Below are 13,892 nucleotides of genomic sequence, written 5' to 3'. Positions count from 1 at the left end.
GTTAGATATCTCCTTTAGTAAACAATGCATAAAAACCATACATGGTACATGCAACAATTAATCCAACACAAATATTCAAAGGCAAAATAAAACCTGCACTTAAAATATTTCCGGGTATTCCCTTGGGAATTTCATATCCCACATGGTTAGCCCCTGTAAAGAAGGAATAACTTTTGCAGGCAAAGTATGTCAGCAAACCCGCTGCGCATATTTTTGTAAATGTACGGAATGTGAAAAATGTTTGCATCTTCTTCTGTCCATAAGCAGAGGCATAAAGAATCAAGCCTGCGCCTATAATGGAGCCACCGGAAAAGCCGCCACCGGGTGAAAGGTGTCCATTTAGAACCACATAAATTCCATAAAGGATAACCATCGGCGCCAGCATTTTTGCACCTATCTGCAAAATAGGACGTTTTTCATTGGTATCAAAAAAATCATCCTCTTTATTTTCCTGTTCTTCTTTGGCGGAATAATTCTTTTTATCTTTCTTTAGTAAGAGAACAACACTCATTACTGCCAAAAACAATACATTTGCTTCACCGAAGGTATCGAATGCACGGTAATCTAAAATCATACCGGCAACAAAATTCACAGCCCCTGTTTCTTCAATTCCCTTTTCCAGATAGCGCACCATTACTTCGTTATTTGAGGGATTGTATGGACTTCCAAATTCCGGCAAAGCATTCACAACCGAAAGCATAATTCCTATAAAAAGAGCGGAAATACCAACGCTTAATATTGCATAATTTCGCTTGTTTTCTTTTACATTTTGTACAGAAAAAAACTTGCGCCAATTCAAACTCTCTTTAGGCGTTCTGGTAGCAATATATTTATCCGCATTCAAGATGACTTCCTCACCATCCACCCATGCCTTTAAATGCTTCCAAAATGATTTTTTGTCCTTCATATCAACCCTCACGCGTACCTTTCAAAATATGAACTTTTTTCAGTGTGAGGAAGAATAAAACACTGTCTACACCTGCGCCCACCGCAGCCTCCGTAATGGCTAGATCGGGAGACTCCAAAAATAACCAAATAACTGCCATAATAGAGCTATAACCCATAAAAATAATAACTGCTATGAACAGATTTTTTGTAAGAGAAACACCCAAAGCGCAGGCAACTAAAAACGCCAGCAATATAATCTGGATTACCGTACTCATTTTTCATGCACCCTTTCCTCGTAGTTCTTATTTGTTAAAACTTCAACCTTGGCAATGCTATGGGTTGCAATAGGACTGGAAAGCCAAAAAAATAAGATGATTAAGAATAGCTTTGCAATAGCAAAAAAATCAAGGGTCAAAATCATCACACCTATTACAATTAAAACCAATCCTAAGGTATCCCCTAATGCAGCCGCATGTATTCTGTTTAAAACATATTTAAAACGAAAAACTCCAATCACAGAAAATAAAAACACAATAAGTCCTGCAATGATAAAAAACGTAGCCAATATTTCTCTCATTTTTCTTCAGCCTCCGTTTCCACCCTTTTTAAAAACAGTTCTCTGCCTTTGTGATGCAGTGACACAACATGACAAATAATTACGACTGCAAGAAAGCTTAATAATGTATAAACCAATGAAACATCAATTAAACAAATCTCTTTTAAATAAACTGAAAGAATGCAAATCGTTGCTGTGGTCATAGTACCAATCATATTAATTGCAACAATTCGATCTGTAAATCTTGGTCCTATGATTGCTCTAACAAAAATGACACATATTCCAAGTGCTAAAACGCCCAAAGCAATTTCCAGCACTGTTTTCATAATTTCGCTCATTGCTTCGCCTCCAACTCCCTTATTTGTTTCGCAAAAATAGACTCACCCAAATCCTTGCCAAAAGATTTATCCAGTGCATGAATTAAATATTCATCATCCTCCAATTGAATGGTAAATGTTCCAGGTGTTAAGGTTATTGAGTTTGCAAGAATTACTTTTCCTAAGTCTGACTTTAAATCTGTTTTAAATTTTACAAGGGATGGTTCAAATTCTTTTTTAGAAGATAAGACGAGACGAATAACAGCTAAATTGGCTTTTATGATTTCTAGTGTTAGTATTATAAAATACTTTATATAAAGATGAAAATTTTTTAGAATTTTAATTTCATGATCTGCTCGATAACCCAAATGCTTACACATAAACCAGTACAGCCATGCGCAAATAATAATGCCAAACAATAAAATTTCAAGAGTCACTTTTCCATTAAAAATTATCCACAACAAAAGAAGCAGTAAAAACATATTCTCATCCTTTCCCCCTGTCAATAAACTGTCTTAAAGTAAATCGTGTTAGATTTTCTGTGTATTTTTTATACATAAATTCCCCCAGTGACTGTGCTTTGCAATTCATCAATCTTTCCTCCAAAGCAATAGTTCTGCAATTTTCTCCATAAAGAGACATAAGAATCTAAAAAAGGATACAAACTCCTTTACAAAATTTTACGAAATCTTAACACCCTACTTACAACAAATTAAAATAATTTACCTAAACTACATTCAACTACTATATTATGGTCTAACTAAGAGTAGTTGTCAAGCACTGCATAATATGTAACAACAATAATTGAACATTATTCTAACTTCCAACACTTATGCTATCATATTTACACATAAGCTAAATTAATCCGCTTTTATTTTTGTCTATTATTAATAATTTCATAGGTGATTCTATAGAAAAATTCTTTTTATAAATGAAATTTTCCCTTTAAAATCAACAAAAAAAACAGTTCATTTAAATCTTATCTTATCTGACAAGAAGTTAGTAAATATGTATTTTATAAGCTTCTGTTACACCATTGTTTGCGGATTTTTTCTTATAAGTTTACATTAAATTTTTTCAAAATAATAATTTTGTGCATTTTGCTACCTATAGAAATTTTAAAAAATATATATGCAAATATTCTTATAACCATCATTTCTATCATTTTTTGCATCACGTTTATGCAGATTTACTCTTCTTTTTTCATAACAATCTGCTGTTAAAAATAAAAATTCTTCAATATTAGACAATCATATTCTGTCTTTTACATAAAAAAAAGACATATGGGTGGGGACCATATGTCTCATTGGGAAAAATGGAAAGCAATATAATACGATTAATTTGCTTTCTTTCTTGTTGTCATGTTGTAAATTGGCAACCCGATTAAAGTAAGAATGATGCTGCCAATTGCCAATAGTCTAGTTGTTGAACCAGACATAAGCAACTGATTTAATACTACATAAATGCCACTGATAATGGCAATTGCAGGAATCACAGGATACAGAGGCACCTTATAGGTTCTGACTGCATCAGGTTGGGTTTTTCTTAAGCGAATTACCGCAAAGAAAGTTAGTGTATAAAAAATCCAGCAAGAAAATACCGCTAAATCTGTTAATCTATTAAACTGTCCGCTGATTGCAAAAAGACAACCAATGCCACCTACCAATATAATGGAGTTTGTAGGAACCTGTGCTTTGTTGATTTTTCCAAGGCTGCTGCTAAAAGGCAGTGTGCCCACCTCAGCCAAAGAATAAGTTACACGAGAGCCGGAAAGGATAAAGCCGTTTGCCGCACCCAAAACGGAAATCATAATACCTACGGAAATAATTTTACCGCCTATATCACCAAAAATTGCAATAGCAACCGCAGATGCAGGTGCAGATAAATTCATCAATTCATTTGCAGGCAAAACCCAAAGGTATGCCAAGTTAATTGTAAAGTATACTGCCATGATTCCTGAAACACCACCAACGATTGCAACTGGCAAATCTTTGCCGGGATTTTTCATTTCCCCTGCGATAGCGCCAACATTGGTCCAGCCTTCAAAGGCAAATAAAATCGCAATCATCAACTGACCTAAAATAACTGCTGGGTTAAGTCCTTCGCTTACCATGGGTGTAAAGATGGGATTCGCTCCCGAACCACGAATAAAACCAAATACCATAAGTAAAATCAAAGGAATTAATTTACAAATTGTAAATATAATCTGCGCTCCACCGCCAACAGCTGAACCCAAACTATTCAAAAAAATAAGAAAAATAATAGCGCCAATTGCCATAGGCAATTTAAAACCATCGCCTACAAAAAGAGTTGCCTGCTCCGCAAAAATTACGGCAAGAGCTGCAATCATTGCAGGATAAAACAAAATGCTCTGCATCCACCCGGCTAAAAAGCCAACTTTCTTGCCAAAGGCTTCTTCCAAATAAACAACCATACCCCCGGTTTTGGGAATCATAATTGCTACCTCTGCGAAAGTCATCGCTGCAGCGATACAAACCAAACCGGTAATAATCCACGCCAGCATACCCAAACCTGGCGCACCTCCTGTTGCTGTATAAATTGCCTGAGGCTTAAAGAAAACGCCTGAACCAATTACGCAGCCTACAACTGTAGCCATCGCCGTGGACATTCCAAGATTCTTTTTCAGCTCTTGTTTTTTTTCCATAGTTTACCCTCCAATAGATAATAATCAGAATAAGTGCAAATTTGCCAGTTTTTCGCAAGAAAAAAGGACATACAAGCAGTATTATGCCTATATGTCCTCTGTATCTTCACCTGAAAGCATTACTTCGACGGCGGCCTCAAAAAGGCTCTTTCCAGAGTTCCATCCACACAAGGTCCCTTGCACCTGAAAGTTTCTTCAAAAGCGGCTCTTTTGAATTGCTCCATCGGTTCTTACTTCTACTTATAAGATCTCCCTTGCGTATCAACTGGCTTTATGTAATTTGTAAAATGAGTATACATTTTTCATTGGAAAATGTCAATAGTTATGCTGTATTTTTTTTAACTCATATTAAAATTTCTTATAAATAGCGAAATACGAAAAAGTATTTCTGTTTTGCCGAAATTCTTCATATTATGTAACAATACCCGTACATAAGGTGATGGAATGAGCAGAAAAACAATTATAACAGGGACGTTGATTTTAACAGCGGCCAACTTAATTACAAAATTGATGGGTTTCTTTTACCGTGTATTTATGTCAAATACAATCGGGGCAGAAGGTATTGGCTTGTATCAGTTAATTATGCCAATTTATATATTAACGTGGAGTATTACTTCTGCCGGATTCACAACAACGATTTCCCGTCTGTCAGCGCAAGAAAATGTACTTGGGCAATCGGGTAACATCGGACGCATCGTAAAACAATCCATTATGCTTTCCTTAATGGTTAGCATAATCGTTTCCGGTTGCCTATTTCTGTTTGCAGACAATATCGCTTTGTTTGTATTAAAAGACGGTCGCGCCGCCCTATCCTTACGTTTGCTGTCCTTTGCAATACCCTTTATGGCCACTGGCTCGTGCCTTAGGGGCTTTTTTCTTGGTCTCCAAAACGCAATGGTACCTGCCTTTTCTCAAGTCTTAGAGCAGGCAGTGCGTATTTTAACTATTTATCTTCTTGCAGGTATTTTTGTTCCTATGGGTTTAACCTATGCATGTTGTGCTGCCGTAGCCGGTATTGTTTTGGGCGAATTTCTTTCCTTTGCCTTTGTTTTTGTAAGCTACTTGCGCTTTAAAAGACGGAAAAAGATGATTAAAAGACCAACGCTTTCTTCATACGCCGCCTGCAATATGATTTTGGCCATGGCTTTGCCCCTTTCTGCAACAAAAATTGCAGCCTCTTTGCTTTCAACTGCAGAAAATATATTAATTCCTCGGCAGTTGCAGCTTTATGGTCAAAATGCAAAGGAAGCCCTCATTTCCTATGGTGAATTAACAGGTATGGCTCTACCACTGATTCTACTGCCTTCTGCCTGTCTAATGGCGGCCTCTGTATCCTTAGTACCGGAAATTTCAGAGGCTTGCGCAGTCAAACAAAACCAAAGAATTAGCCGTACCGTTTCCGTTACCTTTCTTTTTACCTTTATTGTTGGCATTGGTGCGGCCTCCCTTTTTGCTGTTTTTCCCAGGGAGATTTGCTATATTGTCTATAATCGGCAAGGCTTAGGGGAATTATTATTTCCGCTGGCGTTCCTTTGTCCGTTTTTGTATGCCCAAACGACAATGCATGGGCTTTTAAATGGCATGGGAGAGCAGATGTTTTTATTTCAAAACAACTTGATTAGTTCGGTAATTACCATTATGGGAATTTGGTTTTTTATGCCCCTATATGGTATTCCAGCTTTTTTAATCTCTTGGGCGGCAGGAATGGCCTATTCCGTAGGTTCTTGCCTACGAAAGCTTTACATACGCACAGGTGTTTTTCCGGACCTTGCTGACTGTTTCCTAAAACCCCTATTGGCAGGGGCAGCATCAGGATTGCTGATTCGTTATATCATCCGTATCTCCACGCCATCAAAGCTTCTTTTTTTCCTATCCTTAACGGCAATGGGATTGCTATATCTCTTCTTCTTGATGATGCTGGGCTGTTTTTCGAAAGAAAATATGACGGCTTTTTTTGGAAAGCAGAAGAAAAAAACTTAATTATGATGATTAAAATACAAAATCGGAGCACCGACTTCTGGCGCCCCGATTTTTATTTATCTTTTTATAATTTCCCTAATTATCAATAAACTCTAGAGTTCCACTATCTCTCAGAACTTGAAGTATCTAACGAATCTTTGCTTTGATATTTTTGTTGTTGGGATACAAATTTGACAGCTTTCCTTCAAATTTATATACTTCCTGAAGGGTAAAAACGTCACTTTCAATGTGTTGAATGAAATCTAAAACATCAGTCGTCCAATCTCTCGTTTCTTCCATATTAACCTTCTTTCTAGCTAATATTTTTTCATCAATAGACTAATCATTTACCCTTCAATACTGATAGCTACATTTTGATTTCCACCAGATTTTTTTCATACAACTTTTGCAATGACATCATAATACCGAATTTTGCATGAAACCAAGTTAACCCACCTTGAAAATAGACAGAATACGGTGGTCGAATAGGGCCATCGGCGCTCAGTTCTATAGAAGAACCCTGTACAAACGCCCCAGCGGCCATAATAACATCACAATTATAACCTGGCATTGCATAAGGCACAGGCTTAACATAGCTATCCACAGGTGCCGCCGCCTGTATGCCCTCGCAAAAAGCAATAACGCCCTCTGCAGTACCCAACTCCACCGCCTGAATGATGTCGTGGCGAGATTCCAAACTGTTTGGGATTACACGGAATCCAAGCTTTTCATAAACATTTGCGGCGAATATGGCTCCTTTTAGTGCTCCTGCCACCACATTAGGGGAGAGGAAAAACCCTTGATACAAAGAACGCATCAAATCTAAGCTGGCACCAACTTCTTGACCCAATCCCGGTGCACTCAAACGATAAGCACAGCGGTCAATACAAGCTTGTGTTCCACAGATATAGCCACCTACAGGTGCCAATCCACCTCCTGGATTTTTAATCAAAGAGCCGACAATCATATCTGCACCAACATTGGAGGGTTCTATTTTTTCAACAAACTCACCATAGCAATTGTCAACCATACAAATTACATCTGGTTTTATTTCCTTTACAAAGGCTATAAGCTCACCGATTTTTTCAACCGAAAAGGTTGGGCGCATCTGATATCCCTTGGAACGTTGAATGGTAATCAGCTTGGTTTTTTCATTGATTGCCTTACGAATATTTTCATAATCAAAGGATCCACCCTCTAACAAATCAACCTGACGATAGCTCACACCATATTCCTTCAAAGAACAGGGTGATTCACGAATACCTATGACCTCCTCCAAAGTATCATAAGGCTTTCCTGCCGGAGAAAGAAGCTCGTCCCCAGGCAATAAATTCGCCGAAAGAGCAACTGCCAGCGCATGGGTTCCGCAAGTGATTTGAGGACGTACCAAAGCCGTCTCCGTTTGAAAACATGCGGCATACACTCGCTCCAAAGTATCCCTGCCTGCGTCATTATAACCATAACCTGTGCTTCCTGCAAAACAGGAGGCATCCACCCGTTCCTTTTGCATTGCCGCAATGACCTTGCACTGATTGTACTCCGCTATAGAATCAATACTCTGAAAACGTTCCTTTAAGTCTTCCAATATCTGTTCACAAAATGCTTCTACCTCTGGGGCAATTCCTAATACTTGATACATACTGCTCATTTATTTCTACTCTCCTTCATTTGCTTGGGAAGATTCCTTTCCCTCTATCATTTCATCCCTTGTAAAATCCATCAATTCAATTTGACCCTTACCATCCGCTGAAAAAATCATAGTTGACTTCCCTTTTTCACCAGTTTGAGGTAAGGTAACCGAAACATCGGGAATTTTCTCTTCTTTTAATAACTTCTGAATTGTTTTGCTATTTAGCTCGATTCCATAGGGGGTAAGGCTGTCCTTCCAAACGGTGAATTTGCAGCCAGTTTTCCACTTCCCGCAAAAATATGCTTTACTGTTCTCCAGCACGTCACCATCCTTACAAATTGGACATTTCCCAAGAGACTTTCCACCCTTTTTTGCCCCCATTTTTGCTTCTTCCGGAAAAACAATATCTGTTTTCCTTTTTATTGCATCTTCCACAAGGAAGGATACATACCGCTTAATGCTTGCCATAAACCGTTCTTCCTCCATGTTTCCCTTGGCAATGGAGGAAAGACCCTTTTCCCATTTCCCTGTTGTTTGGGGAGAACGTAATTCCTCAGGTACAACTTGAATTAATTGCATACCCTTTTCCGTAGGTATCAGATTTTTTCCTTTTCTTGTGATGTAGCCAACGGAGAGCAATCGCTCAATAATTGCTGCTCTAGTTGCGGGAGTTCCTAAGCCACTGTCCTTCATTTGTTCTTTCAAAGTTTCATCTTCCACGAAGCGGCCTGCATTTTCCATTGCGGAAAGCAAACTGCTTTCTGTATATGCTTTGGGAGGGGTTGTTTTCTTCTTCAACACCTTGGCTTCCTTAATTTTATGAAGCTCTCCCTCTGTCAAAGGAGGAAGCTTTTGTTCCTCGTTTCCCTTTTCTTTTTTCCCTTTCATCGGAACAAGCTTTCGTTCCACGCCTTGCCAGCCCTCTTCCAAAACTACTGTTCCTTTGGATAAAAGACGTTCATCCTGACAAGTAAAATATACCTTAGTCACCTCATAGCGATAATGAGGATAAAATGCACTGATAAATCTGGCGGCTACCAAAAGAAACACATTTTTTTCCTCTTCCGCTAAGCTATCTAACCGAGGTCGCACATCCGTTGGTATAATGGCATGGTGATCCGTAACTTTAGAATTGTCAATAATCCTCTTGGTAAACAACAGTTTTGCTCCATTGATCAACGGGGTGGCAAATTCTTCAAAGGGCTGGCTCTCGCCAAGTCGTTTCATGGTATTTTGAACCTTTCCCTTCATGTCATCGCTCAAATAACGGCTATCTGTTCTGGGATAGGTAATCATTTTTCTTTTTTCATAAAGACTTTGGGCAATATCTAATGTCTTCTTTGCAGAATATCCGAACTTTCTATTGCATTCTCGCTGAAGCTCCGTTAAATCATACAACAGAGGGGCTGGTATCCTTTTCTCTTCCTTTTCCACTTTAGTCACAAGCGAATCTTGTGCATTTATCTTATCAGATATTTCTTTCGCTACAGCTTCATTTTCAATTTTGGTTTGTTCCTCTTCATCAATCCAAAAGCCATGAAACCCGTCAAAAACCGTCTGTATTTCATAATAGTCCTTAGAAACAAAGGCATTGATTTCTTTTTGCTTGTCCACGATTAATGCCAAAGTAGGCGTTTGCACTCGACCAATGCTTAAAAGAACATGATAACGCAATGTATATGCCCTTGTGGCATTCATGCCAACCAGCCAGTCCGCTTCCGAACGGCACTTGGCAGAATGATATAATAAATCATAGGCTGTGCCGTCCTTTAAGTTGGCAAAACCCTCTTTGATTGCCTGTTCTGTCATACTTGATATCCAAAGGCGTTGAAATGGCTTATTGCACTTTGTGATTTCGTATATATATCGGAAGATTAACTCGCCCTCTCGTCCGCTATCTGTTGCGCAAATGATTGACGTAATCTCTTTGTCATTCATCCACTTATGCAATACCTTCAATTGAGAACGGGTATTTTTAATCGCCTTTAGTTCCATTTCATCGGGAATAATGGGCAAGGAAGCAAAGCTCCATTTCTTAAAATTTTCGCCATATTCCTCTGGCTCTGCCAGCGTAACCAGATGACCTATTGCCCACGAAACCACATACTTTTCACCCAGTAAACAACCGTCGCCTTTTTGCCCTGCGCCCAGTGTTTTAGCGATATCCCGAGCCACCGATGGCTTCTCCGCTACCACTAATATTCTGCCCATTTATCCACCCCCTTTTTTCCTTTCCAAAGTATACCACCCTTCCCCGAGAAAGGCAAATACTCCTTTTCGTTTATTGACATAGAATTAAATATGCTTTAGAATAAGATAACTTAACCAAAGATTTACATATACATGGAGGTACTCTATGAGACCATATCAAGTTATTTCCGACAGCTCTTGTGATATTGGGCCGGAATATATAAAGCAAGCCAATCTGGGGGTAGTACCCTTTTTTGTTTCCTTTGATGGGGAAACATATTATAAAGAAATTTATGAATTAACACCAGATGCTTTCTACGACAAAATTAATGAACATGGCATATTTCCAAAAACATCTCAACCAACCATTCATGACTATATTGATGTTTTTGAACCATATCTAAAAGAAGGTAAAGATATTCTATGTTTATGCTTAACTTCTAATTTTAGCGGCTCTTACCAGAGTGCAATGAATGCAAAAAACATTTTATCCGAAACTTATCCTGAAGCTCGCATTGAGGTTTTGGATTCCAGAAATGTGACAGGCATTCAAGGCTTACTGGTTTGGGAAGTAATCCGAATGCGGGATGAAGGATATACTTTAGATCAGCAACTAGAAAAAATTGATGCTTTAAAAGTCACTACCAAAATCAACTTTACCGTGGATTCTTTGGAACACCTGCAAAAAGGTGGGCGCATCGGCAAAGCCGCAGCTTTAGCTGGAACCATTTTAAACATCAAACCAATTATTGTTGCACAGCATGGTGAACTATTCCCGGAAAGTAAGGTGAGAGGTCATAAAAAGGCGCTTCGCACCATTATGGAAATGACCCGTGAGGAAATTGGCAATAAAAAAGACGAATATCGTGTACTTTTGATTTATGCAGAAAAAGAACGTAAAGAAGCCACAGAAGAGCTGGCAGAAGAATTATCGGCTGAAGGCTTTGAATTAGCTGTTCCCCCATTGGCACAAGTGGGCATTACCATTGGAACCCATGCAGGCCCCACTGCGATTGGAATTTGTTACATCAAAAAACATGAACTCATTTAATTAATATAATAAAAGTAAGGCTGGTATCTTTTCAATGGATACCAGCCTTTCTATAGCACTTTTAACTGTAACAAAGTTTACTACATACAGTTCTACTGGAAAAGTTTTACTGTACAGAATAAATTTCAGAAGTACAGACAAATGAATTCGTGCCTAAGTCTTTAGAATCTCCTTTTTCCTCTTCTATTGCCCCTGCGGGAAATAGGCTGGCGGAAAGAATATCCCCTTGCTGACCTTCTTCTGCGGCCTCCAATGAAACGAGCACCTAAGAAAATCAATGCCCCCACAGCAACAATGACACCTAAACCAATCAAACCCTTCACGGAGAACACAACAGAGGTAAAGTTCTTGAAGAAATAATGAATACTGCTCCAAATGGTGCCCTTAGATACTTCACGGCCTGCAAAAACAGGCTCTGTCAGTACTGTTTTACCGCCAATTTGGAAGGAAGCCGTTCCTACTTTCGCATCCTTTTTAATGGGGGCTTTTAATTTTACCACGTTATCCTTGCTCTCAGCTAAATATTCCTGCTCATATTCCATGGTCTTTGTTACTTTTGAAGCTTCACCAGTAGGAAGATAAGCTACAACATCCTGATGGAAAACAACATCAAGGGTATCACCTTCTAAACGTTTATGCTTCACCAACGGAACAGCCTCAACCACAGCTGCAGCCTTTCCAAGCTCTACTTTTTCATATCCATTAAAACCATATTCAAATAAGCTCTTTGCATCCAACCATCTTGCAGGATCAGGAGAATTAAAGATAATGGCAATTAAAGTAACACCATCTTTCATCGCCGCTGCGGATACACAGTCACCTGCTTCGTTGGTAAAACCTGTTTTAATACCTGATGCATAGCTATAGTTATATTCATTGCTTGTTATTAATAGGTTATGGCTTTTCCATGAATAATCTTGCGTCTTCTTTTCTTTGTTCTGGGCAAACATATTATCTGCACCATTTCCGGAAAAGCTCTTTTCATTAGCTATTTCCGCAAGGGTACTGTTTGCAAGATACGCCCGTCCAAACAATGCCATATCATAAGCACAGCTATAATGATTTTCATCGTGATAACCATGGGCATTGGTAAAATGAGTATTCACTGCACCCAAAGCCTTGGCTTTGTCATTCATAAGGCCTGCAAAAATATCCTGACATTCCGCAAAAGATAAGCTCTGATTATTTTTTACTTTTTTTGCAACTGCAGTGGCTAAAACATTGGCAGAATCATTTCCTGATGGAATGATTAAACCTCGAATTAAGTTTTTCACTGTCAAGGTTTCACCATTCACATGACCCGCTTTGCTGGAATCAAGGGATACCTCATTAATCTCAGTGCCTACGGTAATCAGCTCTTCCGCTTTAAAATAATCCATAACCACCAGGGCAGTTACCATCTTTGTCATACTTGCGGGATACATTTTATCCTTGGCATTTTTGTCAAACAGAATTGTCCCTGTGGATTGCTCCACCAAAATCGCAGTTCCTGCGGTAATCGTAGGCGCATTATTTGCCTGTAAAAAGGCTGTTTGCAGCGCCGGTGTTTCAGGAGTAGCAGCTTGATCCGTGGACTCTACATTCTGCACATTTTTTTCTGGATTTTCAGTTTTTGGCTCCTCCTTTTTTCCACATGAGGCAGTACCCAAACATAAGGTTATCGCCATAAGCAAGGCGATTTTTTTTGCAAATTGCTTTTTCATTGCCCATTTCCTTTCTTCACTTATTCTTCTTTTTTTTCAAAAGCTCTTCTTTTAATGTGGCAAAGGCCTCGTTGTAGTTTTTAAAATATAAGCGAGGAAATGCCTTTGCAATACGTCGTTCTGTTAAGGTGTTCTTCTTTAAAATCCTTTCACGCTTTTCAAGCTTATCTTTCATTTCGGACAGAAAAAATTCAAATCTCAGTCGCTCTTCCGTTCTTAGTTTCATTAACTGACCATTTTGCTCCTCAAGCCTTGTCTTCAGATTGTTCATAGCTTCTGCAATTGGCAAGCCTTCCAGATAATCCAAAAGTTCTTTTTTGGCTTCAAATAAGTTGATTGTTTCCATCTTTTCACGCAAACCAAGCCCAGCTTCCTCTATCCTTGCAATTTTTTCCTTTAGTTGGAATATCTTCATTATCGTAACACTAGCATCTGCCATGAGATACATCAGTAGCAACACCCCAACAAATTCTCCGCCAGCACGAGGAATCCATGCTACAAAACGCTGAATTGGAGGTTGAATTAAGTGCATCATTACAACCGTAAGTGCACCCCATTCCAAAGATCGCCTTAAACAAATTCTACCTTGCAACTGAAATCGCATTTGGCTGTAATCCCACCATGTGGCATGAAAAATTTTCTCCAGCAATAAAGCAATTACATATTCAACAACCGTTGCAATAAATACGCCGCCTAAAAACATCAGCAAAAGGTTATTCTTAAAAGGTGTTAGAGCCACAATTACCAATGTTGCTCCTGTTCCATAAATGGGGCAAAGAGGGCCACTGATAAACCCACGGTTTGTCCAAGTTTTATTGGAGGCAGAAACATATGCAGACTCTAATGCCCAACCAAGAAAGCTATATATCATAAAATAGAAATAAAGATCAAAAATTGTAAACCCAAATATTTCCGTAGTCATCATAGGCATCA

At 38.7% G+C, this 13,892-nt stretch carries 13 protein-coding genes and 1 riboswitch; of the genes, 2 read left to right on the top strand and 11 right to left on the bottom strand.

All coding sequences use genetic code 11. The annotated features are described in order from the left end of the window. Position 1: 1 nt before the first annotated feature. The 6 genes from mbhE to CPRO_RS06230 form a co-directional block, all read right to left on the bottom strand. On the bottom strand, positions 2–907 hold the full coding sequence (gene mbhE, locus CPRO_RS06255) for a hydrogen gas-evolving membrane-bound hydrogenase subunit E (protein ID WP_066049212.1): 906 nt from the start codon (positions 905–907) through the stop codon (positions 2–4). Position 908: 1 nt separating this feature from the next. Next, positions 909–1,163, bottom strand: a complete 255-nt coding sequence (locus CPRO_RS06250) for a hydrogenase subunit MbhD domain-containing protein (RefSeq protein WP_066049207.1) — start codon at positions 1,161–1,163, stop codon at positions 909–911. Then, the gene (gene mnhG / locus CPRO_RS06245) at positions 1,160–1,465 is read right to left on the bottom strand and encodes a monovalent cation/H(+) antiporter subunit G (RefSeq protein WP_066049203.1); all 306 of its coding nucleotides are present in this window, start codon (positions 1,463–1,465) and stop codon (positions 1,160–1,162) included. Before mnhG ends, CPRO_RS06250 begins: the two co-directional genes overlap by 4 nt. After that, a complete protein-coding gene (locus CPRO_RS06240; protein WP_066049200.1) occupies positions 1,462–1,782 on the bottom strand; it encodes an MrpF/PhaF family protein in 321 nt (106 codons plus the stop codon). The genes mnhG and CPRO_RS06240 overlap by 4 nt, the downstream gene beginning before the upstream one ends. Further along, a complete protein-coding gene (locus CPRO_RS06235; protein ID WP_066049196.1) occupies positions 1,779–2,243 on the bottom strand; it encodes a Na+/H+ antiporter subunit E in 465 nt (154 codons plus the stop codon). The genes CPRO_RS06240 and CPRO_RS06235 overlap by 4 nt, the downstream gene beginning before the upstream one ends. An 854-nt stretch (positions 2,244–3,097) precedes the next feature. Beyond that, on the bottom strand, positions 3,098–4,426 hold the full coding sequence (locus tag CPRO_RS06230; protein WP_066049194.1) for an APC family permease: 1,329 nt from the start codon (positions 4,424–4,426) through the stop codon (positions 3,098–3,100). Between the two features lie 160 nt (positions 4,427–4,586). Continuing rightward, positions 4,587–4,691, bottom strand: a riboswitch (glycine riboswitch). 179 nt (positions 4,692–4,870) lie between these two features. Between CPRO_RS06230 and CPRO_RS06225 the strand changes: the two genes are divergently transcribed. After that, positions 4,871–6,406: a putative polysaccharide biosynthesis protein gene (locus tag CPRO_RS06225; RefSeq protein ID WP_066049191.1), complete on the top strand. Its 1,536-nt coding sequence runs from the start codon at positions 4,871–4,873 to the stop codon at positions 6,404–6,406. A 126-nt stretch (positions 6,407–6,532) separates the two neighbouring features. Here CPRO_RS06225 and CPRO_RS14855 read toward each other — a convergent pair whose 3' ends face one another. From CPRO_RS14855 to CPRO_RS06215, 3 genes are all read right to left on the bottom strand, one after another. Further along, on the bottom strand, positions 6,533–6,685 hold the full coding sequence (locus CPRO_RS14855) for a hypothetical protein (protein WP_082754252.1): 153 nt from the start codon (positions 6,683–6,685) through the stop codon (positions 6,533–6,535). 67 nt (positions 6,686–6,752) lie between these two features. Further along, the gene (locus CPRO_RS06220) at positions 6,753–8,033 is read right to left on the bottom strand and encodes a methionine gamma-lyase family protein (protein ID WP_066049188.1); all 1,281 of its coding nucleotides are present in this window, start codon (positions 8,031–8,033) and stop codon (positions 6,753–6,755) included. A 6-nt stretch (positions 8,034–8,039) separates the two neighbouring features. After that, on the bottom strand, positions 8,040–10,226 hold the full coding sequence (locus CPRO_RS06215) for a DNA topoisomerase III (protein WP_066049185.1): 2,187 nt from the start codon (positions 10,224–10,226) through the stop codon (positions 8,040–8,042). Positions 10,227–10,371: 145 nt separating this feature from the next. Here CPRO_RS06215 and CPRO_RS06210 point away from each other — a divergent pair, with 145 nt between their 5' ends. Then, positions 10,372–11,256, top strand: coding sequence for a DegV family protein (locus CPRO_RS06210; protein ID WP_066049182.1), 885 nt, complete (start codon positions 10,372–10,374; stop codon positions 11,254–11,256). 161 nt (positions 11,257–11,417) lie between these two features. Here the strand turns inward: CPRO_RS06210 and CPRO_RS06205 are convergent, their stop codons facing one another. Both CPRO_RS06205 and CPRO_RS06200 read right to left on the bottom strand, forming a co-directional pair. After that, positions 11,418–12,959 carry a D-alanyl-D-alanine carboxypeptidase family protein gene (locus CPRO_RS06205; protein ID WP_066049179.1) on the bottom strand — a complete coding sequence of 514 codons (1,542 nt, stop codon included), beginning with the start codon at positions 12,957–12,959 and terminating at the stop codon, positions 11,418–11,420. A 16-nt stretch (positions 12,960–12,975) separates the two neighbouring features. Beyond that, complete coding sequence (locus tag CPRO_RS06200) at positions 12,976–13,884, bottom strand: putative ABC transporter permease (RefSeq protein ID WP_066049176.1); 909 nt, start codon at positions 13,882–13,884, stop codon at positions 12,976–12,978. Positions 13,885–13,892 lie beyond the last annotated feature (8 nt).

It is taken from the genome of Anaerotignum propionicum DSM 1682, from assembly GCF_001561955.1.
Classification (GTDB): Bacteria; Bacillota; Clostridia; order Lachnospirales; family Anaerotignaceae; genus Chakrabartyella; species Chakrabartyella propionicum.
The sequence above is the reverse complement of the archived record's forward strand: the minus strand, read 5'-3'. Positions and strand labels throughout refer to the sequence as shown.